Annotated in this window: 20 protein-coding genes and 1 pseudogene; 9 read left to right on the top strand and 12 right to left on the bottom strand. The window is 63.8% G+C overall.

The annotated features are described in order from the left end of the window. The first annotated feature begins 212 nt into the window (after positions 1–212). From IVA91_RS34205 to uraD, 5 genes and pseudogenes are all read left to right on the top strand, one after another. The gene (locus tag IVA91_RS34205) at positions 213–1295 is read left to right on the top strand and encodes a hypothetical protein (protein ID WP_247460523.1); all 1083 of its coding nucleotides are present in this window, start codon (positions 213–215) and stop codon (positions 1293–1295) included. Positions 1296–1723: 428 nt separating this feature from the next. Continuing rightward, positions 1724–1990, top strand: a pseudogene (locus IVA91_RS34210) (hypothetical protein); the annotation flags it as partial. 91 nt (positions 1991–2081) lie between these two features. After that, a complete protein-coding gene (locus IVA91_RS34215; RefSeq protein WP_247301922.1) occupies positions 2082–2495 on the top strand; it encodes a DUF3830 family protein in 414 nt (137 codons plus the stop codon). Beyond that, complete coding sequence (gene puuE / locus IVA91_RS34220; RefSeq protein ID WP_247460525.1) at positions 2496–3431, top strand: allantoinase PuuE; 936 nt, start codon at positions 2496–2498, stop codon at positions 3429–3431. Between the two features lie 7 nt (positions 3432–3438). After that, positions 3439–4326: a 2-oxo-4-hydroxy-4-carboxy-5-ureidoimidazoline decarboxylase gene (gene uraD / locus IVA91_RS34225; RefSeq protein WP_247460680.1), complete on the top strand. Its 888-nt coding sequence runs from the start codon at positions 3439–3441 to the stop codon at positions 4324–4326. A 180-nt stretch (positions 4327–4506) separates the two neighbouring features. On the opposite strand, the gene IVA91_RS34230 is transcribed toward uraD, so the two are convergent. Both IVA91_RS34230 and IVA91_RS34235 read right to left on the bottom strand, forming a co-directional pair. After that, positions 4507–7233, bottom strand: a complete 2727-nt coding sequence (locus tag IVA91_RS34230) for a molybdopterin cofactor-binding domain-containing protein (RefSeq protein ID WP_247460527.1) — start codon at positions 7231–7233, stop codon at positions 4507–4509. Further along, complete coding sequence (locus tag IVA91_RS34235; protein ID WP_247460529.1) at positions 7230–8057, bottom strand: FAD binding domain-containing protein; 828 nt, start codon at positions 8055–8057, stop codon at positions 7230–7232. Before IVA91_RS34235 ends, IVA91_RS34230 begins: the two co-directional genes overlap by 4 nt. Before the next feature lie 153 nt (positions 8058–8210). On the opposite strand from IVA91_RS34235, the gene IVA91_RS34240 reads away from it, so the two are divergent. Beyond that, on the top strand, positions 8211–9560 hold the full coding sequence (locus IVA91_RS34240) for an 8-oxoguanine deaminase (RefSeq protein ID WP_247460530.1): 1350 nt from the start codon (positions 8211–8213) through the stop codon (positions 9558–9560). Between the two features lie 94 nt (positions 9561–9654). Here the strand turns inward: IVA91_RS34240 and IVA91_RS34245 are convergent, their stop codons facing one another. From IVA91_RS34245 to IVA91_RS34260, 4 genes are all read right to left on the bottom strand, one after another. Beyond that, entirely contained in the window at positions 9655–10728 is a 1074-nt protein-coding gene (locus IVA91_RS34245) for a BMP family ABC transporter substrate-binding protein (RefSeq protein ID WP_247460682.1), read from the bottom strand. A gap of 78 nt (positions 10729–10806) precedes the next feature. Beyond that, positions 10807–11724: an ABC transporter permease gene (locus IVA91_RS34250; RefSeq protein WP_247460532.1), complete on the bottom strand. Its 918-nt coding sequence runs from the start codon at positions 11722–11724 to the stop codon at positions 10807–10809. Next, entirely contained in the window at positions 11711–12802 is a 1092-nt protein-coding gene (locus IVA91_RS34255; protein WP_247460534.1) for an ABC transporter permease, read from the bottom strand. Before IVA91_RS34255 ends, IVA91_RS34250 begins: the two co-directional genes overlap by 14 nt. After that, a complete protein-coding gene (locus IVA91_RS34260) occupies positions 12786–14375 on the bottom strand; it encodes an ABC transporter ATP-binding protein (protein WP_247460536.1) in 1590 nt (529 codons plus the stop codon). The genes IVA91_RS34255 and IVA91_RS34260 overlap by 17 nt, the downstream gene beginning before the upstream one ends. A gap of 512 nt (positions 14376–14887) precedes the next feature. Here IVA91_RS34260 and IVA91_RS34265 point away from each other — a divergent pair. Then, on the top strand, positions 14888–15991 hold the full coding sequence (locus IVA91_RS34265) for a hypothetical protein (protein ID WP_247460538.1): 1104 nt from the start codon (positions 14888–14890) through the stop codon (positions 15989–15991). A 77-nt stretch (positions 15992–16068) separates the two neighbouring features. Here IVA91_RS34265 and IVA91_RS34270 read toward each other — a convergent pair whose 3' ends face one another. Genes IVA91_RS34270 through IVA91_RS34295 form a run of 6 tightly spaced genes read right to left on the bottom strand, consistent with a single transcriptional unit; the run spans position 16069 to position 21941 of the window. After that, positions 16069–16554, bottom strand: coding sequence for a nucleoside deaminase (locus tag IVA91_RS34270; RefSeq protein WP_247460541.1), 486 nt, complete (start codon positions 16552–16554; stop codon positions 16069–16071). A gap of 13 nt (positions 16555–16567) precedes the next feature. Further along, complete coding sequence (locus tag IVA91_RS34275; protein WP_247460543.1) at positions 16568–18100, bottom strand: ABC transporter ATP-binding protein; 1533 nt, start codon at positions 18098–18100, stop codon at positions 16568–16570. Continuing rightward, a complete protein-coding gene (locus IVA91_RS34280) occupies positions 18097–18780 on the bottom strand; it encodes an isochorismatase family cysteine hydrolase (protein WP_247460544.1) in 684 nt (227 codons plus the stop codon). The genes IVA91_RS34275 and IVA91_RS34280 overlap by 4 nt, the downstream gene beginning before the upstream one ends. 11 nt (positions 18781–18791) lie before the next feature. Next, positions 18792–19718: an ABC transporter permease gene (locus IVA91_RS34285; RefSeq protein WP_247460546.1), complete on the bottom strand. Its 927-nt coding sequence runs from the start codon at positions 19716–19718 to the stop codon at positions 18792–18794. A gap of 1 nt (position 19719) precedes the next feature. Further along, a complete protein-coding gene (locus IVA91_RS34290; protein ID WP_247460547.1) occupies positions 19720–20832 on the bottom strand; it encodes an ABC transporter permease in 1113 nt (370 codons plus the stop codon). Further along, positions 20829–21941 (bottom strand): BMP family ABC transporter substrate-binding protein, encoded by a 1113-nt coding sequence (locus IVA91_RS34295; protein WP_247460550.1) that lies wholly within the window; start codon positions 21939–21941, stop codon positions 20829–20831. Before IVA91_RS34295 ends, IVA91_RS34290 begins: the two co-directional genes overlap by 4 nt. Before the next feature lie 404 nt (positions 21942–22345). On the opposite strand from IVA91_RS34295, the gene IVA91_RS34300 reads away from it, so the two are divergent. Next, on the top strand, positions 22346–23629 hold the full coding sequence (locus tag IVA91_RS34300) for an allantoate amidohydrolase (protein WP_247460553.1): 1284 nt from the start codon (positions 22346–22348) through the stop codon (positions 23627–23629). A 72-nt stretch (positions 23630–23701) separates the two neighbouring features. Further along, positions 23702–25066, top strand: coding sequence for a hypothetical protein (locus IVA91_RS34305; protein WP_247460555.1), 1365 nt, complete (start codon positions 23702–23704; stop codon positions 25064–25066). The last annotated feature ends 10 nt before the right edge of the window (positions 25067–25076 follow it).

The raw sequence follows: 25076 nt of genomic DNA on the forward strand, positions 1-25076 counted from the left end.
TGGTGCTCGCGCTTTTGATCGCGCTTTCAACCCCTGCCATTTCAGTGATTTCCGCTTCGGATGCCGCTGCGTGGGGGCGACGGAGCTATCATAAACATTCATACAAACATCGCGGCGAACCTTGTTGGCGGACCAATCGGCATACCGGGGCGCGTTTCCGGATTTGCTGAGCCTTGGCCCGCGTGAGCTTGTGTTGTCGGTCGTAGTTCAGAATGCGCAGTAACCTGACGTCGCTGGACTGGGTTGAGCTTGGAAGGTCAATTGCCAAGCTCGCAGGCGCTCGTCTTATTTCGACGGCTGTCGCGATTGTGGTTGGAAGTTGGCTTCCGTGCCATGCCGCCGAACTAGCCATCCACCCGCTAGGCGAATTCACCTTCATAGACGTGTCAGGAGACTTCGAGAAGGGTGATGCTAGTCTGTTCGCGGAAAGGACGGCGAATGTACCAAAAGCCATTGTAGCGCTACGAAGCGATGGTGGAAGCCTTTTAGCCGGGATCAGTATCGGTGAAACAATCCGCTCAAGGGGCTTCGCGACGCTAGTGCCTGCAAATAGCCGTTGTGCATCGGCTTGCGCTCTTGCTTGGCTTGGCGGGACCCCACGATTTATGGCGGCGAGTGCTCAAGTTGGGTTTCATGCAGCCTATGATAGCTCATCGGGCAATGAGACCGGCGTGGGAAATGCCATCTTGGGAGCTTACGTCAACAAACTTGGCCTGTCGTACTCCGCAGTAATATACATAACGCAAGCATCGCCTGCATCGATGACTTGGTTGAGCGCAGAAGATGCCAAGAAGAACGATATTGAGGTGAAACTCCTTGAACCATCCAAAACGAGTTCAGCCCTAGCCCCCTCGCAGGCAGACCCGTCACATTCACCTTCCTCGCTCCGCGCGAAGGTCAGTGAATTCGTAAGGCTCTTGTTTACTGTATGGTCCGGCCCTAACGATAAAGTCGCGGCAGTTCTTCCGCGTCTGTACGGCGCACATGTCCTCTTTTACGGTCGCGATCTCTCGGATAACGAGGTCGTCGCGGATAAGATGAAATCGATAAATCGGTGGCCTCAGCGCCTGTACAAGATGCGTGAAGGTTCACTTACTGTAGAATGCAACGAGGCGGTCGGCTCGTGTAAAGCAAGTGGCATAGTGGATTGGATGGTTCGTAGTCCTGCACGGAATGCGCAAGGCAGCGGCTCAAGCAGCTTTGAATACACTTTTGAAATGCGCGATGGACCGTTGCGGATTACGGCGGAAGGCGGAAGCGTAATCAGCAGACTGCCCACCACCGCAATCCGCTAAGTCATAAGTCCTGTTTCATTCCATCCCGACGAAGTCGTTTGGCTCGGCCGCGCACCAGTAACTGCCAGCGTTTCAACTAGTATGCCCAGCTTGTCATCGAGGGCATATGCGGCCGCGACGAATTCCCGGACTTCCTGATCAGAGAGGATGACGTTGCGGGGCTTCTTGCGCACCTGTATGCCGCTGTGCAGTTTTCTGCGTGTGCCTTTCGCACAGCGGACCGTGGGTGCTAGGTCAGCACCCGGCCTTCCGCCCTCCCGGCTTTAAGGGTGGAGCGACGAAGCAAAGCTCGGGCGAAATCCGCCGCGAGGATGCGAAGGCGTGTCTGCGCATTCGGCTAAATATTCCGCAATCGCACCCGCGGCGCCGGTGGACTTGCCCGCCGCAATCCGGTTCAATGGTCGCGTTGAGTTTTCAGAGCGACAACGATGTCCAGATATCTGCTGGTTCTGCTGCTGATCGCCTCGCCGGCGGCTGCGCAAGTCAAGATGAAGCCGCAGACCACGGCGGCGCATCCGGACCCCTGTGCCCCGATCGGGCGTACGGCGGATGGCAAGTTGGTCTACTCCATGACATGCGAGACCCTGCCGGCGCCGCCCCCGTCGCCGCACACGGAACTGAAGGAGGCGCCGCTGCCTGCCGCGGAGCCGGAGGTCCGGCGGAGCGGCATTTTCGGCTGGTCCTACGACCGCCGGGGATGCGGCTACGCCCCTTGCGCGAAGCCCGACGGAATGCTCTTTGCCGAGGAGTCCACGGTGGGCTACGCCCCCGACCCAGAGAGATGAGATGAGCAAACTCGTTATCCGCGCCGGCGATTTCACCTTCGATGCCCGCTTCGAGGAGCAGCTGGCACCCAAGACTGTCGCCGCCTTCCGCAAGGCGCTGCCGTTCGAAAGTCACATCATCCATGTGCGCTGGAGTGGCGAAGGGGTGTGGATGCCGCTCGGCGATTTCGATTTCGGCGTCGGCTACGAGAACCACACGAGCTATCCCGCGCCCGGCCAGATCATCCTCTATCCCGGCGGCATCAGCGAGACCGAGATCCTGCTCGCCTATGGTGGCGTGCATTTCGCGAGCAAGATGGGCCAGCTCGCCGGCAACCATTTCATCACGATGACTTCGGGCCTGGAGAATCTGGCGACGCTCGGCAAGAGCGTGCTGTGGAAGGGCGCTCTACCGATCCGCTTCGAGGAAGTCTGAGTGACCGACGCAAGCTACCCGCGCGATCTTCGCGGTTACGGCCGCAATCCGCCGCATCCCGAGTGGCCCGGCAACGCGCGGATTGCGGTGCAGTTCGTCGTCAATTTCGAGGAAGGCGGCGAGAACAATATTCTGCACGGCGACCGCGCCTCGGAAGCCTTTCTGTCCGACGTGCTCGGGGCGCAGCCCTGGCCGGGCCAGCGCCACGCCAACATCGAATCGATGTTCGAATATGGCTCGCGCGCAGGCTTCTGGCGGCTGTGGCGGATGTTCGGCGAACGCAACTGGCCGGCCACCGTGTTCGGAGTCGCGACCGCGCTGAAACGCAATCCGGAAATCGTAGCTGCCATGAAGGAGGCGGGCTGGGACATCGCCAGCCACAGCCTGAAGTGGATCGAGCACAAGGACATGACCGAGGCGCAGGAGCGCGCCGAGATCGCCGAAGCCATCCGCCTCCACATCGAGGCGACCGGATCGCGGCCGCTCGGCTGGTACACCGGGCGCTCCTCCATCAATACCAACCGTCTCCTGATGGAGGAGGGCGGCTTCCTCTATCTCTGCGACTCCTATGCCGACGATCTGCCGTATTGGGTCAGGGGCGCAGGCGGCAAGCAACTCATCATTCCCTACACGTTAGATGCCAACGACATGCGCTTCATCAACCCGCAAGGGTTTGCCGACGGCGAGCAGTTCTTCACCTATCTGAAGGATGCCTTCGACGTGCTCTATGCGGAAGGGCTGACCGCGCCGAAGATGATGTCGGTCGGCCTGCACTGCCGCCTTGCCGGCCGGCCTGGCCGCGCTGCGGGGCTGATGCGCTTCCTGGATTATATCGGCAGGCACGAGCGCGTCTGGGTGCCGACGCGATTGCAGATCGCGCAGCACTGGCACGACAAGCACGCGCACCTTGCGGCCGACGCATTCGAGATCGAGTGAGAGGATGATGTCGCAGATCTCGCTGGCCGACCTCAACGCCGCAAGCAAAGCCGATTTCGTCGCGGCACTCGCCAACGTCGTCGAATATTCGCCATGGATCGCCGAGCAGCTCGCCGGCAAGCGGCCGTTCGCGGGCATCAACCAGTTGCACGCCGCGCTGATGGCGGCGATCCAGAGCGCTGAACCGGACGTGCAATTGGCATTGATCCGTGCGCATCCCGATCTTGCCAACAAGACGCAGCGCGCCGCCGGTCTCACGGCGGAATCGACGGACGAGCAAAACAGCGCCGGCCTCGACCGGCTGTCGGACGCCGAATTCGCGGCGTTCGAGCGCGTCAACAATGCCTATCGGGACAAGTTCGGCTTCCCCTATATCGTCTGCGTCCGCCGTCACACCAGGGATTCCATCCTGCGTGACTTCGAGACGAGGCTGCTCAACATCGTCAAGACCGAGACAAGGCGTGCGATCGAGGAGATCGGCCGCATCTCCGCGCTGCGGCTGGATCAGCTCATCGTCGCCGGCGACAAGCTGAAGGTGCACGGCCGGATGTCGACGCATGTGCTCGACAATCACACGGGCAAGCCCGCGCCCGGCATCCCGGTCGAGCTGGTCGAGCTTGCGAATCTCGGCGAGAACCGTGTCATTGCGCGCACAGTGACCAACTCGGACGGCCGCACGGATCAGCCGCTGATCGGCGGTCGCCCCATGCCGATCGGCCGCTACGAGCTCAGGTTCAGCGTTGCCAGATATTACGCCGAGCGTAACGTGCCGTTGTCCGACCCGCCGTTCCTCGACGAGATTCCGCTGCGCTTTGCGGTCAGCGAGCCGGAGGGGCACTATCACGTGCCGCTCCTGGTCACGCCGTGGAGCTATTCGACCTATCGCGGCAGCTAAAGCATGTAAGTTCGATGGGCTGTCGTTGGTTCACCTCTCCCCGACGGGGAGAGGTCGGATTGCGCAGCAATCCGGGTGAGGGGCGGTGGGACTCAGTGAGACCCAAACCCCTCACCCGGATCGCATCTTCGATGCGTTCCGACCTCTCCCTACGGGAGAGGTGAAGCGAACCATCCCGCTCTAGCCGCCAAACTTCTCGAGCAGCGCCGGAAACAGCCGGTCCGGCTTGAAGGGCGGCGCGGTGAAGCGGATGCCGGTGGCATCGGCAATCGCGTTGCCGAGCGCGGCCGCGACCGGATTGTACGGACTCTCGCTCATCGATTTCGCGCCCAGCGGTCCGATCGTGTCGGACGTCTCGGCGAAGAACACCTCGGTTCGGGGCACGTCGGCGAAGGAGGGCAGGTGGTAGTCGCGGAACTTCGGGTTGGTGACCCGGCCGTCTGCGTCGATCACCATCTCCTCGTAGAGCGCGGCGCCGAGCGCCTGCGCGACACCGCCTTCGAGCTGCCCGCGGCATTGCATGGGATTGGCGACGACGCCTGCGTCGGCCGCGTGCACGCTCCTGAGAATCTTGAGCTCGCCGGTGCCCTTGTTCACGGCAACGCGAAAGCCCTGCACGTTGAAGCCGACTGAGCGGGGCGTGCCGTCCGAATTGCCGATGCCTGCCAATGGCTGTCCCCGTTCGCGCGCGAGCTTCGCCAGCTCCGTAAAAGGCATGCGCCGGACGCCGCTAACGACGGCGTCAGCTTCAAGCGCGCAGCTCCCGGCATCGCACAGCCAGGCGTCTGCGGCCGCCGCCTTCAGCTCGGTCGCAAGCTGTATGGCCGCCGCATGCGTCGCCTTACCGGCAACGAACATGCCCGCGCTGCCATAGGCGCCGGTGTCGTGCCCGCCATGGGCGGTGTCGGATTGGCGCAGGCGGATCCTGTCGACGGTGGTCGCAAGCGTCGTTGCAGCGATCTGCCGGTGCACGGTGCTGGTGCCGTTGCCGAACTCAGCAGTGCCGACGGTCAGGTCGAAAGCGCCGTCGTCGTTGAGCGCGATCATGGCGTCGGCGATATGGCCTGCCGGCGGCACCGTGTCGATCATGGTCAGCGCGATGCCGTCGCCGATCAGCCATTCCGGCAACAGGTCCGGTTGCGGGCCATCGGCCTGCATCGCGCGCTCGACGAGGTCGAGGCACTGGTCGAGCCCGTAGGAGCCATAGACGACGTCGTGATATTCGGACGGCGGCGGCGACAGCATGGGGTCGCCGGGCCTGACGATGTTGCGCCGGCGCATTTCGTAGGGACTGATGCCGAGCTGCTTCGCCAGCTCGTCGATCGCGGCCTCCACCGCGATCAATGCCTGCGGCAGGCCGTAGCCACGAAACGCACCCGCCGGCACCGTGTTGGTGTAGACGGCGGCGCCGTCGACGCGCTTGTTCGGACAATTATAGACGCTGATGGATTCCGCCAGCGCGTGGAACATCACGGGGCCGGCGTGATTGCCATAGGCGCCCGTGTTGGAGAGCACGTCGAGCTGGAGCGCGGTGAGCTTGCCTGCGGCATCGGCGCCGGCCTTGATGTGGACCCGCATCGGGTGGCGCGTCGAGGTCGCGATGAACTGCTCCTCGCGGGTCAGCTCGAGTTTCACCGGCCGCCCGGTCTTGAGCGTAGCGAGCGCCAGGACGTCCTCGACGAACATCTCCTGCTTGCCGCCAAAGCCGCCGCCGACGCGCTCGCAAAACACGCGGACGTTGTCCATGGGAAGCTTGAAGATATCGGACAACGCGCGCCGGGTCAGGAACGGGACCTGCGTCGAGGTGCGGACGTTGAGCACGCCCGCGTCGTCGAGCCAGGCCAGGCCGCCATGGGTCTCCAATGCGGCGTGCTGCACACGATGACTGTGAAAGGTGCCCTCGAAGGTGACGGCGGAGGTCGCGAGCGCAGCGGCGACGTCGCCGAATTCGCCATGCGTCTCCGCGACGAGATTGCGCTGGGCGTCAGCGACGCGGTTCGCGATGGTGCGGGCAGGATGAACGACGGGCGCGCCCGGCGCCATCGCCTGCTCCGGATCAATCAGCGCGGGCAGGATCTCGTAATCGACCTTCAGCCGACGGCACGCCTCCTCGGCGGCCGCTTCGCTCTCGGCAACGACGGCGGCAACCTTCTGACCGACGAAGCGGACGACGTCGTCGAGGATGCGGGTGTCCTCGGGATCCATCCACTCCTTCTCATGCCGCGCGGTCGAAATCAGGACAGGCGGCGCATCCTCATGCGTTAGCACGGCGTGGACCCCGGGGACGCCAAGGGCGCCCGACTTGTCGATCGCAACGATCCTGGCGTGGGCATGAGGCGAACGCAGCAGCTTGATGTGCAGCAGTCCGTCGATGGCGGTGTCGAAGGTGTAGCGCGCCTTGCCGCGCACGATGTCGGGACCTGCAGGGGCCGGCAGGCTGCGGCCGAATGCGGCGCCGGCCTCGACGCTCGCCTCGACATTGGTCTTGCCGAGGATCGCATCCTCGATCGAACGATAACCGGTGCAGCGGCAGATATTGCCCTTCAACGCTATGCCGAGATCGGTGCGCTGCGCCTGGTTCAGCGAGGCGCAGGTCAGGATCATGCCGGCGGTGCAGAAGCCGCATTGAAAGCCTTGCGCATCGAGGAACGCCTGCTGCATCGGATGGACGCCGTGGTCCCCGCCAAGACCTTCGATCGTGGTGACGGTGCGCCCCTGGACGCGGAACGCCGGGATCAAGCAGCTATGTACCGGCTCGCCATCCAGCAGCACCGTGCAGGCCCCGCAATCACCGGCATCGCAGCCCTTTTTCACGCCGAAATGGCCGAGCTCGCGCAGGAACGTGCGCAGGCACTGGCCGGCGCGCGGCTCCTGCGCAAACGCCTTGCCGTTGACTTCGAAGCTCATGATGGCGATCCCCCCAGGAGCTCGCCGCGGATCTCCTCTGCGAGCCGCAGCGTCATGTGCTTGCGCCAGAGCGGCTTGCCATGGATGTCGGTATGGTACATGTCGTCCGTGATCTGCTGCGCGATCACATCGCGAAGCGCACTCGGGTCCGGGCTCTTGCGAAAGGTGAGCTGGATCGGCCGCACCGTCGATGCGGTAACCGTCAAAGTCAGTGTGCCATCCGGATCGAGGCTACCGATCAGAAGCGCCGCCGAGCGGCCGACAGGCGCCAGCGAGATCTGGCGAAAGGCGGTACGGCGCCTGAACGCGGCAATCGGGATATCGATCTGCCGGACCAGGTCGCCTGACGTCAGGCGGTTGCGCTGGTTGCCGGTGACGAAGTCGGCGACGGAGATCCTCTGTTCACCGCCGTCGGCCTTCCAGATGGTGCAGACGCCCTCGAGCGCTGATGTGAGCGAGATCATCGGTCCCGCAGGCAGCGACATGCAGAGATTGCCGCCGACCGTTGCCGTCTTCCAGATCTTGAACGAAGCAAGAAAGGCCCGACAGCACTGGCCGATCAGCGGCGCCGCGAGCCAGTCGGACGGGCAGGCGAGACCATCGAGCTCTGCGATGGTGCAGGTGGCGGCGATGCTGAGATGGCTCTCGGTGATCGTCAGCGCCGGCCATTTCAGGTCGGTGAGATCGATCAGCCGCGTCAGGTGGACCTGCGGCTCCGAGAACAGCCAGGTGCCGCCTGCGAGCCACGCGTCGCCCGCCGTCCAAACGGGCAGCTGCGCCCGCGTTTGCGGATGGACGACGGCTGTGATGGTATTCAAATCCATGGTTGCGCCAACGCTTCCGCCGGGTGAATCGGACAAGAGAAAGTCTTGCAAGACCGGAGCCAAGTCGCAACAACAAGTCGCAGCCGGAACGCAATCGGGCTGGCCTCTGCCTTGCAGGCCTGCCATCAGCGGATGTGAGGAGAAGCGGCAATCATGACCGACGCAAGTGCGATCTGGATCAGGGACCCCCTGGCCGTCTTCGCCGACGGGGCGGAGCGCGGGATCGTCGTGAAGGATGGCCGGATTGTCGAACTGGTGCCGGCTGGCGGGACGCCTGCGACCGCGGATGTCGCGGTGTTCGATGCCGGTGAACACGTCGTGCTGCCCGGTCTCATCAACACCCATCACCATTTCTACCAGACGCTGACGCGGGCGCTGCCGGCGGCGATGGATCGCGAGCTGTTTCCCTGGCTCCAGGCGCTCTATCCCGTGTGGGCGAAGCTGACGCCGGAGGCGCTGGAGCTCGGCGTCACCGTCGCGATGTCGGAACTGCTGTTGTCGGGCTGCACGACGACGACCGATCACCATTACGTATTCCCGGCAGGACTCGAAGACGCTGTCGATATCGAGGTGGCGGTGGCGAAGCGGCTCGGTGTGCGCGTCTCGCTCACGCGCGGCTCGATGAACCTGTCGCAACGCGACGGCGGCCTGCCGCCCGACAGCGTCGTGCAGGACGAGGACACCATCCTCGCCGACAGCGCGCGCGTGGTCGCCAAGCATCACCAGCGCGGCGCGGATGCGATGGTGCAGATCGCGCTCGCGCCGTGCTCGCCATTCTCCGTGACGACATCCTTGATGCGTGCCACTGCCGAGCTTGCCGACAAGCTCGATGTGCGCCTGCACACCCATCTCGCCGAGACCGAGGACGAGAACAAGTTCTGCGAGCAGATGTATGGCTGCCGCCCGCTTGACTATCTAGAACAATGCGGCTGGCTGCAGGCGCGGACCTGGCTCGCTCACGGAATCTTCTTCAACGCCGACGAGATCAAGCGGCTCGGTAAGGCCAGGACGACCATTAGCCACTGCGCGTGCAGCAACCAACTGCTGGCGTCCGGCTGCTGTCCCGTCTGCGAGATGGAGGAGGCCGGCGTCGGCATCGGCATCGGCGTCGACGGCTCAGCCTCCAACGACGGGTCGAACCTGATGCAGGAAGTGCGCGCCGCATTCCTGCTGCAACGGGCCCGCTACGGCGTGACAAAGGTCAGCCACAAGGACGCGCTGCGCTGGGCCACCAGGGGCTCGGCGGCTTGCGTGGGCCGTCCGGAACTCGGCGAGATCGCGGTCGGCAAGGCCGCCGATCTAGCGCTGTTCAAGCTCGACGAGCTGCGATTCTCCGGCCATGGCGATCCGCTGGCGGCATTGGTGCTGTGCGGGGCGTACCGGGCCGATCGGGTGATGGTCGCGGGACAATGGGCCGTGGTCGATGGCGCCATCCCGGGCTTCGATGTGGCGGACCTCATCCGCCGCCACAGTTCGGCGGCGCGGAGCATGCGGGTGGGATAAAAGAGGGGGCGACCACAAGTGCCGGGTGCTTCTGGCCACCCCCTCCGAACCTCCTCCGGGAGGAGCAGGTGATCTGGTCAAAGCAAGAAGCGTGCTACTTGCCCGGAAGCTTGTCGTCGATGCCCTTCACGTAGAAATTCATGCCGAGAATCTGGCCGTCATCGAGGTGATCGCCGCCCTTGCACTCGACCGGCTTGCCGTCCTGCCCCACGATCGGGCATTTGAACGGGTGCAGCTTGCCGGCTGTGATCGCGGCCTGGGCATCCTCGGCCATTTTCTTCACGTCATCAGGCATGTTGGTATAGGGCGCCATCGCGAACATGTGGCTGTCGAGGCCGCCCCAGGTGTCCTCGGATTTCCAGGTGCCGGCGAGCTCGGCCTTGACACGCTCGATGTAGTAGGGGCCCCAGGTGTCGAGGATTGAGGTCAGCTGAGTCTTGGGTCCGAACTTGATCATCTCGGAATCCTGGCCGAAGGCGAGCTTGCCGCGCTCGCTCGCGATCTGCATCGCGGCCGGGGAATCCGTGTGCTGCATGATGACGTCGGCGCCCTGATCGATCAACGCCTTGGCGGCGTCGGCCTCCTTGCCCGGATCGAACCAGGTGTTGGCCCAGATGATCTTGACCTTGATGTTCGGGTTGATGGTCTGCGCCGCCAGCATCGTCGCGTTGATGCCGGAGACGACCTCCGGAATCGGGAACGAGCCGATATAGCCCAGCACGCCGGACTTCGACATCTTGGCCGCGATTAGGCCTTGAATGTAGCGGCCCTGATACCATTTGGCCGAATAGGTCGACATGTTCGGGTTGCGCTTGTAGCCGGTGGCGTGCTCGAAATGCACATTCGGGTATTTCTTGGCGACCTTCAGCGTCGGGTCCATGTAGCCGAACGACGTCGTGAAGATCAGCTTGTTGCCGGCGCGGACGAGCTGCTCGATGGAGCGCTCGGCGTCCGGGCCTTCGGGCACGTTCTCGAGATAGGTGGTCTCGATCTTGTCGCCCAATTCCTTCACCAGCGCCTGGCGGGCGAGATCATGCTGATAGGTCCAGCCGAGGTCTCCGATCGGACCGAGATAAATGAAGCCTACCTTCAGCTTGTCGGCAGAGGCTGCACCGACGCTCCCGGCAACCAAGAGCCCGGCAGCCAGCGCAAGAAGTGATTTCCTCATCATCAGTCTCCAAACATCAGGGGAAAGCCACGATCCGAAACGCGCGCGCCCCATCGCGCACGCTGCGGAAATGAAAACTCAGCGGTCAGGCACGAACACGGTGCCGAGCGCGGCCGGCGCGGTCGAGCCGCCGGTGCGCGCGCGGGAGAGCAGGACGAGGACGATAACGGTTGCGAGGTAGGGCAGCGCGGACATGAACTGCGAGGGAATGCCGACGCCCCAGCCTTGGGCGTGCAATTGCAGGATCGTCACGGCGCCGAAGAGATAAGCACCAACGACGAGCCGGCCCGGCCGCCAGGACGAGAATACGACGAGCGCCAGTGCGATCCAGCCGCGGCCTGCTGTCATGCCGGGAATGAAGAACGGAGTATAGGCCAGCGGCAGATAAGCGCCCGCAAGCCCTGCGCAGGCGCCACCGAACATGACAGCAAAGGTGCGGATGCGCAGCACGCGATAGCCGAGCGCATGCGCGGAGACATGATTGTCGCCACAGGCGCGCAGGACCAATCCCGCACGCGTGCGGTGCAGGAACCACCAGACGCCGACGATCAGTGCGACCGAGAAGTAGACAAAACCGTCCTCGCCGAACAGCACGCGCCCGACCAGCGGGATCTCGGTGACGCCGGGAATGGCGAGGTGCACTGCCGGCGTGATGCGCTCTCCGACGAAGCCGGCGCCGATCAGGCCGGAGAGCCCGATGCCGAGGATAGTCAGCGCGAGACCCGTTGCAACTTGGTTGACGGCGAGCCCGAGCGTCATCAGCGCGAAGATCAGTGACATCAACGTGCCCGCGACGATGCCGAACAGCGCACCAATGAAGGTGGACCCGGTGAGCCACGCGCCGGCAAAGCCGCAGGCCGCACCGACGATCATCATGCCCTCAACACCGAGATTGAGCACGCCGGAGCGCTCGGTCACGAGCTCACCGGTCGCAGCAATCAGCAGCGGCGTCGACGCCGCGAGCACCGCGAGGATGATGGCCTCAACCAGCTCCACGGGCCACCTGTCGGTTTGGGAAGACCAGCTTGAAACGGTAGAGAATGAGGGAATCGCAGGCGAGCACGTAGAACAGCAGAATGCCCTGGAAAACCTTGGTGACATCCAACGGAATCTTCATCGCGATCTGCGCCTGCTCGCCACCGATAAAGGTCAATGCGAGGAACAGGCCTGCAATTAATATTCCAAGCGGGTTCAGTCGGCCGAGGAAAGCCACGATGATCGCAGTAAAGCCGTAACCAGGCGAAATGCCGGGCTGAAGATGCCCGACGGGGCCCGCGACCTCGATGATGCCGGCGAGGCCCGCGAGCGCACCGGAGATGGCAAAGGTGAGGATGACGAGCTGGTCGGCATTGAAGCCGCCGAACCGCGCGGCACGCGGCGCTGCGCCAACCACGCGGATCTCAAAGCCCTTGATGGTGCGCCCGAGCAGGATCGCAACGGCTGCGACGACGAGTAGGGCGATCATGGCGCCGAGATGCAGCCTGCCGCCTTCGATCAGCAGCGGCACCGTCGCTACCGGATCGAACTCGGCCGTGGTCGGGAAGTTGAAGCCGTGCGGATCGCGCCAGGGCCCGCGCACGAGATAGTCGAGGAAGAGGTCGGCGACATAGACCAGCATCAGGCTGGTCAGGATTTCGCTGGCGCCGAACTTCACCTTGCAGATCGCCGGAATCAGCGCATAGAGCGCGCCCGCGGCGGCGGCGAGCACGAGCATGGCCGGCAAAACCCAAGGGCCGACGTCAGTACCTTGCGTCTTCACCGCGATCCAGCTTCCGGCGACGGCGCCGATCAGGAATTGTCCCTCGGCGCCGATATTCCAGGCATTGGCGAGATAGCAGAGCGAGAGCCCGATCGCGATCATCACCAACGGTGTCGCCTTCACGGCGATCTCCTGGAGCGAATAGCCGTCGGTCAGGGGCGCGATAAAATAGGCATGCAAAGCGAGCAGCGGATTCTTGCCGAGGATCGCGAACAGGATGACCATCGTCACGATCGTCAGGCCGATCGCGATCAGCGGCGAGATCAGCGCGATCGTGTTGGAGCGCTCGGCGCGCTTCTCAAGCACCAACTGCATGCGTGGCTTCCTTCGGCTCCAGGCTGCTGCCGCCCATCAAAAGGCCGAGCTTTTCGCGGCTCGCCTCGCTGGCGGCGAGTGGAGCCGTCAGCCGGCCGTGAAACATCACGGCGATGCGGTCGGCGATCTCCGCGAGCTCGTCGAGGTCCTGGCTGGTTACGAGCACCGCGGCGCCTGCGGTTGCGAGATCAAGCAGCGCCTGCCGGATGATCGCGGCGGCGCCGGCGTCGACGCCCCAGGTCGGCTGGCTCACCACCAGCACCGCGGGGTTGCGCAGGATCTCGCGTCCGACGATGAATTTCTGCAGATTGCCGCCGGAAAGCGATGCTGCTTCCGGATCGCGCTTGGCCTTGCGCACGTCAAACGTTTCGGTCGCGCGGTCGACGGTCTTGAGGGTGGCGGCGGTATCGATGAAGCCGTGACGAACCATGCCGCTGGCGGCATGTCCGGTGAGCAGCGCATTCTCGGACAGCTTCATGCGCGGTGCAGTGCCGTGACCGAGCCGCTCCTCGGGAACGAAAGCGGCGCCAAGCTTGCGCCGCTGCGTGATCGAGAGGTGGCCGGCGGCGATACCCTCGATCACGACGGTGCCGGAGTGCTTCGACAGGCGCTCGCCGGAGAGTGCGGCGAACAGCTCATCCTGGCCGTTGCCGGCGACGCCGGCGATGCCCAGGATCTCGCCGCCCTTCAACTCGAAGGAAATGTGCTCGAGCCGCACGCCATGCGCCTCGGCAGGGGCCAGCGAGAGATCGTTGACGACGAGCCGCCGCACAGTGGTCTTGCGACCGGATGCGGCCCTCACTTGCTTGATCTCGCCGCCGACCATCATGCGCGCGAGCGAGGCGGCGGTCTCGCGCTGGGGATTGCAGGTCTCGATCTTCCTGCCGCCGCGCAGGATCGTTGCGGTGTCGCACAGCCGCTTCACTTCGTCTAACTTGTGGCTGATGTAGAGGATGGCGCGGCCTTCGGCCTTGAGCCGCTCCAGAACGATGAAGAGTTGGTCGCCCTCCTGCGGCGTCAGCACCGCGGTGGGCTCGTCCAGGATCAGGAATTTCGGATCCTGCATCAGCGCGCGGACGATCTCGATACGTTGGCGCTCGCCGACGGACAATTGCCAGACCTCGCGCCGGGGATCGAGCGGCAGTCCGTAGGTCTTCGACACCTGATCCAGCCGCGCCGACATGTCCTTGAAAGGTTCCTTGCCATCGAGGCCGAGCGCGACGTTCTCGGCGACGGTGAGATTGTCGAACAGCGAGAAATGCTGGAACACCATGCCGATGCCGCGGCTGCGCGCGTCGGAGGGACCGGAGAGAACGATTGGTTCGCCGTGCCAGCGGATCTCGCCCGCGCTGGGCTGGATCAATCCGTAGATTGCCTTGACCAGCGTCGACTTGCCGGCGCCGTTCTCGCCGAGCAGCGCGTGGATTTCCCTCGGCCGGATCTCGATATCGATGGAATCGTTGGCGATGAAGTCCCCATAGCGTTTGGTGAGCCCCACCGTTTGAAGCAGCGGGGGCTCGCTGGAGTGCAGGCCTTGAGGCGTCGGATCGAACATTCGCTGATGCATCGGCATGGATGAAGTGCCTCAATACTGAGCTAGTTTGACCCGCCGCGTAAGATGCGAAAAAGCGTCATGCCTCGCTCAACGCCGCGGCAGGGGTGGCAGTGCCGGTGTGCCGATCCATGGTTTCGAGTGACGATCGCTGCGGTGCCTGTTGCAAATTTGTGACGGTTCAAGCCAAATCGGAACGCTGTGGGCAGGCTTGACGCCATGTTGAGCAATCGCAGGGCCGTCCATCCATCGCTCAGAGCGCAGCGGTCGCGACGGCTGCTTCAACTCGGCTTCGCATCGGGGCGCGATCAGAAAACCGAATAAGAACAATCGGGAATGTTCGGCAATAGCGATCCCCGCCTCTCGTGCTCACCGCGTCCGGGCACTCTGCAATCTCCTCCTTGATTCGTCGCGTGCTGCCGCAACAAGCGGCACGTCATGTGAAAAGTTGAGGCTTCGCACTCCGGGAGATCGGCGCAAGTGTCGCACCCAGGGACGTTCATTTTTAAACGTCCAAACTTGGGGTATTCAGGATGTCGTTTCGTTACACGGCAATGGCAGCAGCGGCGCTGTCACTTGCTACGCTGGCCACCGGTGGCCTAGCTCAGGCGGCGGATCTGCCAGTGAAGGCGGCCAAGAAGGCGCCGGACCTTCCATTCTTCCTGGTCATCGATAACCGCGTCACCTTCTCGTACATCTTCAACGCTTCGCAGCCGGGCGCGTGGTCGTTCCGGCCGGATGGGTCGATCAACAGCAAGACCACAAAGCAGGTCTACTCGTTCACCCATTTCGACGCCTGGGCGTACGGCACGAACTTCTTCACCATCTCGATGTACAAGTCGGATCACAATGACCCGGCGGGGCCCTGCACCAATGCCGGCACGATCTTCGGCACGCCGGCATCCTGCGCCAGGGCGACCGAAATCTATGGCCTGTTCCGTTCGACCTTCGGCTGGAACGAGCTCTTCGACACCAAGGCTTTCAGCGCGGGGCCGCTGCACAACATCTCGTTCGAAGTCGGCATGGACGCCAATACCGAGAACAGGTATTTCGGCGCTGCCAAGCGCGACGTCGTCGGCGGTCTGCAGTTCGCGTTCGACCTGCCCTACAAGGGCTACATCAACGTCGCGCCGCTGGTCTATTGGGAGTTCGCCAACCACAATTCCTTCAGCCAGTGTGGCCTGTTCGGCCCGGGCGTTCCCGGAATCACGTGTCTGGCGGACGGCAACACGTCGTTCAAGCCAACCTGGGCTGTCGAAGTCAATTACTACATGGACCTCGGCTTCCTGCCGCCGAACATGCAGTACTTCTCGATCAGCGGCCGTGCCGGCTGGTACGGCAAGAAGGGCACCGACACCGAGCCGCTGCCCTACAGCCCAGCGAATGGCGTCTACAACACCGCTGTTGAGCTTAACTCGGAACCGATCCGTCTAACCTTCGATGCCTCGAAGGCAGCCTGGGGTGACAAGTACTCCCACTTCGTGGATGTCTGGGTGGCCTACCGCTATTGGCAGAACAAATTCGGCCTCGATCACAATCTTGCCGTCGGCTGTACCACGGCCGTCGGTGGCCGGACGGTGAGCACCGGCTCCTGCACCGAGTCCTCGCTCTACTCCGGTATCACCGTAAAGTTCTAGTCATCTGACGCTCTCCAGGTGAAAAACGATGGCGCCGCGTCAAACCTCCGCGGCGTCATTCCCTTTTGGATGTGCTGCTACTTCGTCCACACGCCCTCGTGCAGCGCCTCGGCCTCATCCTCCAGCAAAGGCCCGACCACCTCGGTCGGGCGCTGACCGCTGGCAAAGACCTCGCGGCAGGGCAGGTCGAGCGTCGGATTCTCCGGATGGTTGCCGGTAAGGCCGCGCAGGCGGTGCTCGCTGAGACCGTAGACCACGCGGCCGATGCCGGCCCAGTAGATCGCGCCTGAACACATCGCGCAGGGTTCTGCGGAGGAATAGAGCGTCGCCATCGCCAACACCTCGCGACTGAGCGTGCGGCAGGCCTGCGTCGCCGCCAGGCGCTCGGCATGCGCGGTGCCGTCATGATCCGGTAGGTAGCCGTTCTCGGCCTCGATCAGCACGTTGCCGTCGGCATCGACGACGATGCAGCCGAAGGGATGATTGCCATGGGTGAGGGAACGGCGGGCGACCGCGAAGGCTAGACGCAGAAAGTGCTCGTCCCGCTCGGATGCGCCGCTCATCGCTACTGCCTGGTCAGTGTCCCGCCATGTGCCGGCCGATCACGGTGAGATCGGCCTCGCTGGTCCGTGCTTCATACACGAATTCGCCGTGGAACATCACCACCAGCCGGTCGGACAGTTCGAGCAGCTCATCAAGGTCCTCGCTGGCGAGCAGCACGGCGGCGCCGCGGTTGCGCGCGGCCATGATCTCGGCGTGGATCTGCGCCACCGCGGCGAAGTCGAGGCCGAAACAGGGATTGGCCGCGATCAGAACCTCGACATCGCCGCCTAGCTCACGGGCGAGCACGGCGCGTTGCACGTTGCCGCCCGACAGGGCCGAGATCGGCGTGTCCGGCGTGCGGGTCTTGATCTTGTACTGCGCGATCTTCGTCCTGGCGTCGTCGCGAAAGGCGCCGCGATTGAGCCACCAGCCGCCACGGGCGAAGGGCGCACGGTCGAATTCGCGGAAGGCGATGTTGTCGGCGACGCTCATGCCGCCGACGCAGGCGTTCTTCAGCGGCTCCTCGGGCAGAAGCGACATCTTGTGCCGCCGCATTTCCTCACGGCTGGCGCGGTAGGGATCGCCGGCAACACGGATCTCGCCGCTTTCGGCCTCGCGCTGGCCCGCCAGCACCTCGACCAGTTGGCGTTGGCCGTTGCCAGAAACACCTGCAATGCCGACGATCTCGCCGGCGCGGACGGTGAGCGAGACGTCATGCACGGCGACTGCGCCGGCATCGTCGAGTGCGCGAAGCTTTTGCAGCTCGAGCCTGGCTTGGCCAGCCGCGCCGGTGCGCGGCGGCTGCACCGTCAATTGCTCGGCGCCGATCATGGTGCGTGCCATCGCGTCCGGCGTGAGCTCGGCGACCTTGCCGGCTCCGGCGAGCTTTCCGCGGCGCAGGATCGTGACGTCATCGGCGAAGGCCATGACCTCGCGGAACTTGTGCGTGATCATCAGGATGGTCAGCTCGCCCCTGACGACCATATCGCGGAGCATGCCGAGCACCTCGTCGGCTTCTGCCGGCGTTAGCACCGAGGTCGGCTCGTCCAGGATCAAGAAGCGACGCTTGAGGCAGAGCTGCTTGAGGATCTCGCACTTCTGCCGTTCGCCGGCAGAGATGTCCGCGACTTTCGCGCCGAGCGGCACCTTGAAGGGCATGCGGCTCAAGAACGCTTCGAGCTCCTTCATCTCCTTCGGCCAGTTCACCACGGCCGGCACGTCGTCGCGGGCCAGCACGAGGTTTTCCGCGACCGTCATCGCGGGCACCAGTGTAAAATGCTGATAGACCATGCCGAGCCCGAGCGCGTGGGCGTCCTTCGGATTGCCGATCGCCTGCTCGCGCCCGCCGACGAGGATGTCGCCTTCGGTCGCGTGGTAATAGCCCATGATGCATTTGACCAGGGTCGACTTGCCAGCGCCGTTCTCGCCGAGCAGCGCGTGGAAGGAGCCCGGCCGCACTTTCAGCTCGACATTGTCCAGCGCCAGGAAATCGCCGAAGCGCATCGTCATGGCGACGGCGTCGACGCCGAAGGCGCCTGACGGCGGTGGCGTTTCGCCGATGATCACGAAATCGCTCCGATGACGGCGTCGGAGGTTGAGACCGCGCCGAACACGCCGCCCTGCATCTTGATCATCTTCAGCGCGTGGTCATGGTTGCTCTTGTCGGTCGCGCCGCAACAATCGTGCAGCAGCACGCATTCGAAGCCGCGATCGTTGGCCTCGCGCATCGTAGTGTGAACGCAGACGTCAGTCGTGATCCCGGTCAGCACGATATTATCGATGCCGCGCACGCGCAGGATCAGCTCCAAGTCGGTGGCGCAGAACGAGCCCTTGCCCGGCTTGTCGATGATCGGCTCGCCCGGCAGCGGTGCCAACTCCGGGATAATGTCCCAGCCGGGCTCGCCACGCACCAGGATGCGGCCGCAGGGGCCGGGATCGCCGATGCCGGCGCCGATCTGGCGCGAGCGCCAGCGCTTGTTAGCGGGAAGATCGGAGAGATCGGGGCGGTGGCCTTCACGGGTGTGGATGATATGGAAGCCTTGGCTGCGCATCACTGCGAGCAGCTTCCTGATCGGCTCGATCGGTGCCCGCGTCAGCGAGAGGTCGTAGCCCATCTTGTCGACATAGCCGCCGACGCCGCAGAAATCGGTCTGCATGTCGATGATGATGAGCGCCGTGTTCTCGGGACGAAGATCGCCGTTGTAGGGCCAGGCATAGGGTTCGGATTTGATGTGGCGATCGGGCATGATCTTGCTCTCTAGCGGGTGATCGACAATTCGGCCGGGGCGCCGGTCAGTGTGCGTTTGGGCGAGCAGGTGACGATCATGATCGCCAGCGTCAGGATGTAGGGCGCGGCATTGAAGAGGTGATAGCCGGAGGTGACGCCGACAGATTGCAGCGCCGGTCCCAGCGCCGCGGCGCCGCCGAAGGCGAGCGAGGCCCATAGGCACAGCAGGGGATCCCAGCGTGCGAAGATCACGAGCGCGACCGCTGTGATGCCCTGGCCCGAGGAGAGACCCTCGTTCCAGCTGCCGGGATAGAACAGCGAGAGGAACGAGCCGCCGATGCCGGCGAGGAAGCCGCCGACCATGGTGGCGCGCAGGCGGATCAGCTGCACGGAGTGGCCCATCGCGCGGGCGGCGTCCGAACTCTCGCCGGCGGTGCGGATGAGCAAGCCCCAGCGCGTGGTGCGGAAGGCCCAGTACAGGATCGGCGCAAGCGCGAGGCCGATCAGGAAAAGGACGTTGACCCGCAGCGCAGCGCGGACCTGCGGGACGTCGCTCCACCAGCCGAAATCGATCGCGGGCAGCCGCGGCGCGGTGGGCTCGATGAGCGGCTTTCCAAGGTAGAAGGCAAGCCCGGTGCCGAACAGCATCAGCGCAATGCCGACCGCAACGTCGTTGACGCGCGGCAGCGAGCACATGCCGGCGTGCAGCGCGCCCAAAAGCGCGCCGGTGATGCCGGCGGCAAGCACGCCAAGCCACGGTGAGCCCGTGACATAGGAGATGCCATAGGCGCTCATCGCGCCCATCACCAGCGTGCCTTCGAGGCCGAGATTGATGCGGCCGGAGCGCTCGGTGATGCATTCCCCTAAGCTCACGAACAGGAACGGCGTGGAGACGCGAATGGCGCCGCCGAGCACGGCGAGCGGGACGGTCCAGAGTCCGATCGATCCGTCTGCCATCTCAGGATTTTCCCCTCAGGAACCCGATGCGGCCGTAGAGCGCATCGCTGGCCAGCACGAAGACGAAGATGATGCCCTGGAGCACCAGCACGGACGCATCCGGCAGTCCCAGGCGCCGTTGCAGCAGGCCGCCGCTGGCGCTGATGCCGCCGAGCAGGACGGCCACGGGGATGATGGCGAGCGGATTTTGCCGCGCTAGGAAGGCGACGAGAATGCCGGTGAAGCCGTAGCCGGCCGCGAGGTTGGCATTGGTGCGTCCCTGCACGGCGGCCACCTCGACCATGCCGGCAAGGCCAGCGGCGCCGCCGGCAAGGAAGCAAACGGTCAGTATCAGCTTGTCGACGCCGAGGCCGACGATCTTCGCGGCGCGGATGTTGCCGCCGGCAATCCGCGCGGCGAAGCCGAACACCGTGTGATAGACCAGGATGTAGGCGGCGATCGCGGCGATGAGGCCGAACACCAGGCCCCAATGCACATCCGTGCCGGGAATGGTGCCGATCATGGTGGCGGCGCCGATCTCGCGCGTCGAGGGCTTGTTGAGGCTTGCGGGATCGCGCATCGCGCCTTCGACGAGATGGTTGAGGATTGCGAGCGCGATGTAGACGAGCAAGAGGCTCGATATGGTCTCGTTGACGCCGCGATACTGTCGCAAGCCGCCCGACAGCATGATCCACGAGCCTCCGCCGATCACGCCGGCGATGACCATGGCGATCTGGACGACAAGCGGCGGCAGGCCCTGGAGCGCCAATGCGGCGCTGGTTGCCGACAATGCGCCGATCAGGAGCGCGCCTTCGCCGCCGATGATAACCATGCCGAGCTGCGCGGGCAGCGCCGTGCAGAGTGCTGTTAGGATCAAGGGAGCAGCGCGCGTGAGCGTGTTCTGCCAGGAAAACCAGGTGCCGAACGCGCCGTAGTACATGTAGAAATAGAGGTCGAGCGGATTCTTGCCGAACATCGCGACGAAGATGCCGAAGACCGCGAGCGCGCCGACGAGCGCCGCGCCCGGGATGAGGATGTATTCAATTGTTGCGCCGTGGCGCTGGAGAAAGCCGGGATCGGCGGCCGGGGCAATCGTCCCGGCCGCGTCAAGGGGATCCGCAGCTTCCGTTGTCACGAAGTTGCTCCGATCACACCCTCGACGAGATAGTCCATCTTCTCGAGCTCGGGATCCTTTTGACCGCGATCGGTGCCGGCCGCGATCACGGTCTTGCCCCTGTTGTCGACCAGCCCTGCCTTGAAGATGGCGTAGCCTTCAGGCGACAGGAATTTGGCTTTTACGTCGTCGGCGTGCTTGCGGGCCTCTGCGGAAACCGCTTCGCCATAGGGCGATGTCTTGACAATCTCTTCCTTCAGGCCGCCGCGGTAGAAGTTCGGGATACTCTCGCCGGCGGCAATCATCTTCACGAACTTCGGATAGAGCGCTTCCCAATTCCACTCCGCGCCGGTGAGATACGCCTTCGGCGCGAGCGGCGACTGGTTGGTGTGATAGCCGCAGACGAAGGCGCCGCGTCGTGCCGCGTTTTCGACCATGGTCTTGGGACCGTCGACATGGCAGGTGAGCACGTCAACGCCCTGGTCGATCAGGCTGTTGGTGGCTTCGGCTTCCTTGACCGGCATCGACCAGTCACCGGTGAAGATGACCTGCGTGGTCGCCTTCGAATTGGCGAGCCTGGCCCCGAGCGTGAAAGCGTTGATATTGCGCAGCACCTGCGGGATGGGCTTGGCCGCAACGAAGCCGAGCTTTCCGCTCTTCGAGGTGTAGCCGGCGACGATTCCGCAGATGTATTGAGCTTCGTCGATATAGCCGAAATAGCTGCCGGCGTTCTTCGGATCCTTGTCGCTCCACAGGCCGCCGCAATGCTCGAAGCGGAGCTTCGGGTACTTGTTGGCCATCTTGATCATGTGCGGATTGTAGTAGCCGAACGAGGTCGGGAAGAGCAGGCTGGCGCCGTCGAGATTGATCATGGACTCGATCGTCTTCTCGACCGCATCGGTCTCCGGCACCTTCTCTTCCTCGACGACCTTGAGTCCGGGAATCTTCTTCAGCGCCGCTGCCCCCTGCGCGTGCGCCTGGTTATAGCCGTAGTCGTCACGCGAGCCGACATAGATGAAGCCGATGGTCGTCTCGGCTGCGAAGGCCGGGCGGAGGCCGGCCGCGGCGCCGAGGGTCAGGGCCGTACCGCCTTGCAACAAATGCCGTCGTGAAATCCTGCCAAAATCCATTGCCTGCTCCCCTTGGCGGATGCCCCGCCTCAATCTCGCGGCTGCCGCCGGTCTGGCGGAGCTCGGGACAAGTGTCGCAAGCTTCATGCCACAGACTGCGGAGCGTTCAATTGGAGATAAGGTCTTGAAAATATGGGATTCTCTATGCTGCCCGAATCCTGATCAGGAAATCGACAGATTAATTTATGGGCAGTAACTTCCAATTGTATGCAATGGAGTTAAGCAGCTTTAACCTGTCCGTGCGTGTGCATGCCGGGAGACCGTCGGCGAGCTGCTCGCGTTCATGCTAACGATACCCGGATCGGGACATCGCCAGTGCGCGATTTTCGCTCGCATCCAACTTGTATCGATTGTCATCAGGACCGCCGCTGCTGCGGCCCCGAAAGATGGAAAGCCCCGCCGAGATGGTTGCTGGGAACGCCGTTCAGAGGACATCGCTCGGCGAAGAAATCGTGCGTCGCATCAACGTGCTCGGTGCGATCTCGGAAGAGGCCGGCAAGCTCACCCGCATCTATCTGAGCGAGGAGTTGCGCGAAGCCGCGGACCTCATCCTGGGCTGGATGCGCGAGGCCGGCATGAGCGCGCATCTCGATGCGATCGGCAATGTCTGTGGCCGCTACGAAGGCGTGCGGCCGGGTGCGCCCTGCCTGATGCTCGGCTCTCACTACGACACCGTGCGCGATGCCGGCAAATGGGACGGGCCGCTCGGCGTGGTCACCGCGATCGCCTGTGTCGCAGATCTCAACCGCCGCGGCAGGCGCTTGCCGTTCGCGATCGAGGTCGTCGGCTTTGCCGATGAAGAGGGGGTACGTTTCGCCTCGACCCTGCTCGGCAGCCGTGCGGTGGCCGGCACATTCGACAAGAGCGTCCTGAACACGCGCGACCGTGACGGCGTGTCGATGCGCGATGCGCTCATCACGTTCGGCCTTGACCCCGATCATATCGGCGCGGCTGCACGGACGCGGCGCGAGCTAATTGCCTACCTTGAATTGCATATCGAGCAGGGTCCGGTGCTGGAAGCACAGAACCTGCCTGTCGGCGTCGTCACCGCGATTGCGGGCGCGACGCGTCTTGCCGCGCGGCTGACCGGCGTGGCCGGGCACGCCGGCACGGTGCCGATGGCGCTTCGGCGTGATGCGCTCGCCGGCGCGGCCGAATGCATTGGCGCGATCGAGCAGTTTTGCCGGACCGACGACGGCGGGCTGGTCGGGACCGTCGGATACATCCAGGCAAGGCCCGGCGCGACCAACGTCATCCCGGGCGAGGTGTCTTTCACCATCGACATGCGCGCGCCAATCGACATGCATCGCAAGCGTGCAGTCGCCGAAATCGTCCGCCAGATCGAGGCGGTCGCGAAGCGCCGGCAATTGGTGCTTCAGCTCGACGTCACGCACGAGAACGGCACGGCACCCTGTGCGCCCTGGCTCAAGGAGCAGATCGCTCAGGCGATCGGAGCGGAAGGCTTTTCCGTATTCGAGCTGCCGAGCGGAGCAGGCCACGACGGCATGGCGATGGTCGACATTGCCGATGTCGGCATGATCTTCGTGCGCTGCCGCGGCGGCATCAGCCATCATCCTGACGAGCATGTCGAGCTCGCCGATGCCGAAGCTGGCGCCCGCGTGCTGCTGCGGGTGATCGAGAATTTCAGGCCCTGGGAAGGTAAGTCGAGCCCGCAAGTCACCGGATAGAGACACGAATCAGACAGCTCTAGAAAGTGGCGGCGTATTGCCGGGATTACGAGACACAATTCGAAGACACCTATGAACAGCGGCACCTCTTTTCCGTCACGTCGTGAGAACCGGTTTTATCAGGGCCTGACGGCGACCTTCGTTGCCAACGCGCTTCAGGCGGTGAATTTTCTCGGCGATCGATTCCTGAGGCAGTCACCTCATTCACTCTCGGCCATCGCGGACCTTTACCGGCACTCGATGGACAGCGCCTTCTCGGCGACCGAGGCTTTCCTGGTCACGGGGGCGCCGCACGCCTGCGCGTACTATCCGCGCGACTTCGCCTGGTTCTATCCCGACATTCTCGATCCCCAAACCATCATGGATTCGCATGACGCGGTGCGACGGGCCAATCTGCTCGAAAAGAGCGTGCATCTGTTGCTGGAGGCGGTTCGCGCTGGCGTCGTCACCACGACCATCGTGCCGGCGGGACGCGGGCGGTATCTCGGCGTGAACTATTTCTCGCGTCCTTCGGATACGCTGCTCGGCATCCTGGCCGGTCTCCAGCAGATGATTTCCGCGGAGGACAGGGCATCGTCCTATCTGGCGATGTCGCAATGCGCGCATGCCGGCCGTCTGCTGTTGGCCGAATACGGAGGCGACCTGAAGCGGGCGATCTTGCAGCTCGCAAGCGAGCTGGAGTCATTCGACGATGGCGGCACCAGATATTTGCTGTGCGATGCCCGCGCCCCGCGCTCTGCAGCCACCGACACCCGCGCCGAGCGACGGCGGTTCGTCACAAATGCCTGTGTGTACACGACGTTCGTGTGGGGCATTCAGCTCGGAGTCGTGGACGAGAATGAGCTAAAGCGGCTGCTGGGACGTCACCTCGGGCAGTACAAGAAGGACCTGCTCCGGCTGTTCGGCAAGGACGGCTATATCAGACATTCGCTGGACGGCCCGGCGGCTCCGCCGGCGTCCTCGGTTGCGCTGGATTTCGTCAGCGTGCATCGCGGCTTCTGGGACCTGAACGAGGAGTGCGAGCGCGCGCTGTTCGCGGCAACGGCGGATCTAATTATTGCGGAGCCGCGCTTCCGCGTCCCTAACACGTTCCACTTCCTGGTGTCGGCGGATAATTCGCAGACCAAGATGATTCACAAGATCGCGGCTCCCGCCTACCAGGGACGCTCATCCTGGCCGACATTCAATGTCGAGTTTGCGGATCGCATGCTGGACTACGACGAATTCTCAGGGGGCGACACCTACCGAGCCTGCGCCCAGGGAATATTGAAGGACATTCGGACCGCAACCGAGGTCCATGGCGGCTATCAGGAATTGCTGTCCGAGCAAGGCCTCAAATATCGCACCTGGGCCTACAAGGGTGCTGTGGCGCACTCCTGGTTCCCGCGTTTCCTGTCGGTCTGGAGGAGGGCGTATGGAACGCCGCTCCTCCGCTAGGAGTGACTGA

It is taken from the genome of Bradyrhizobium sp. 153, assembly GCF_023073835.1.
Classification (GTDB): Bacteria; Pseudomonadota; Alphaproteobacteria; order Rhizobiales; family Xanthobacteraceae; genus Bradyrhizobium.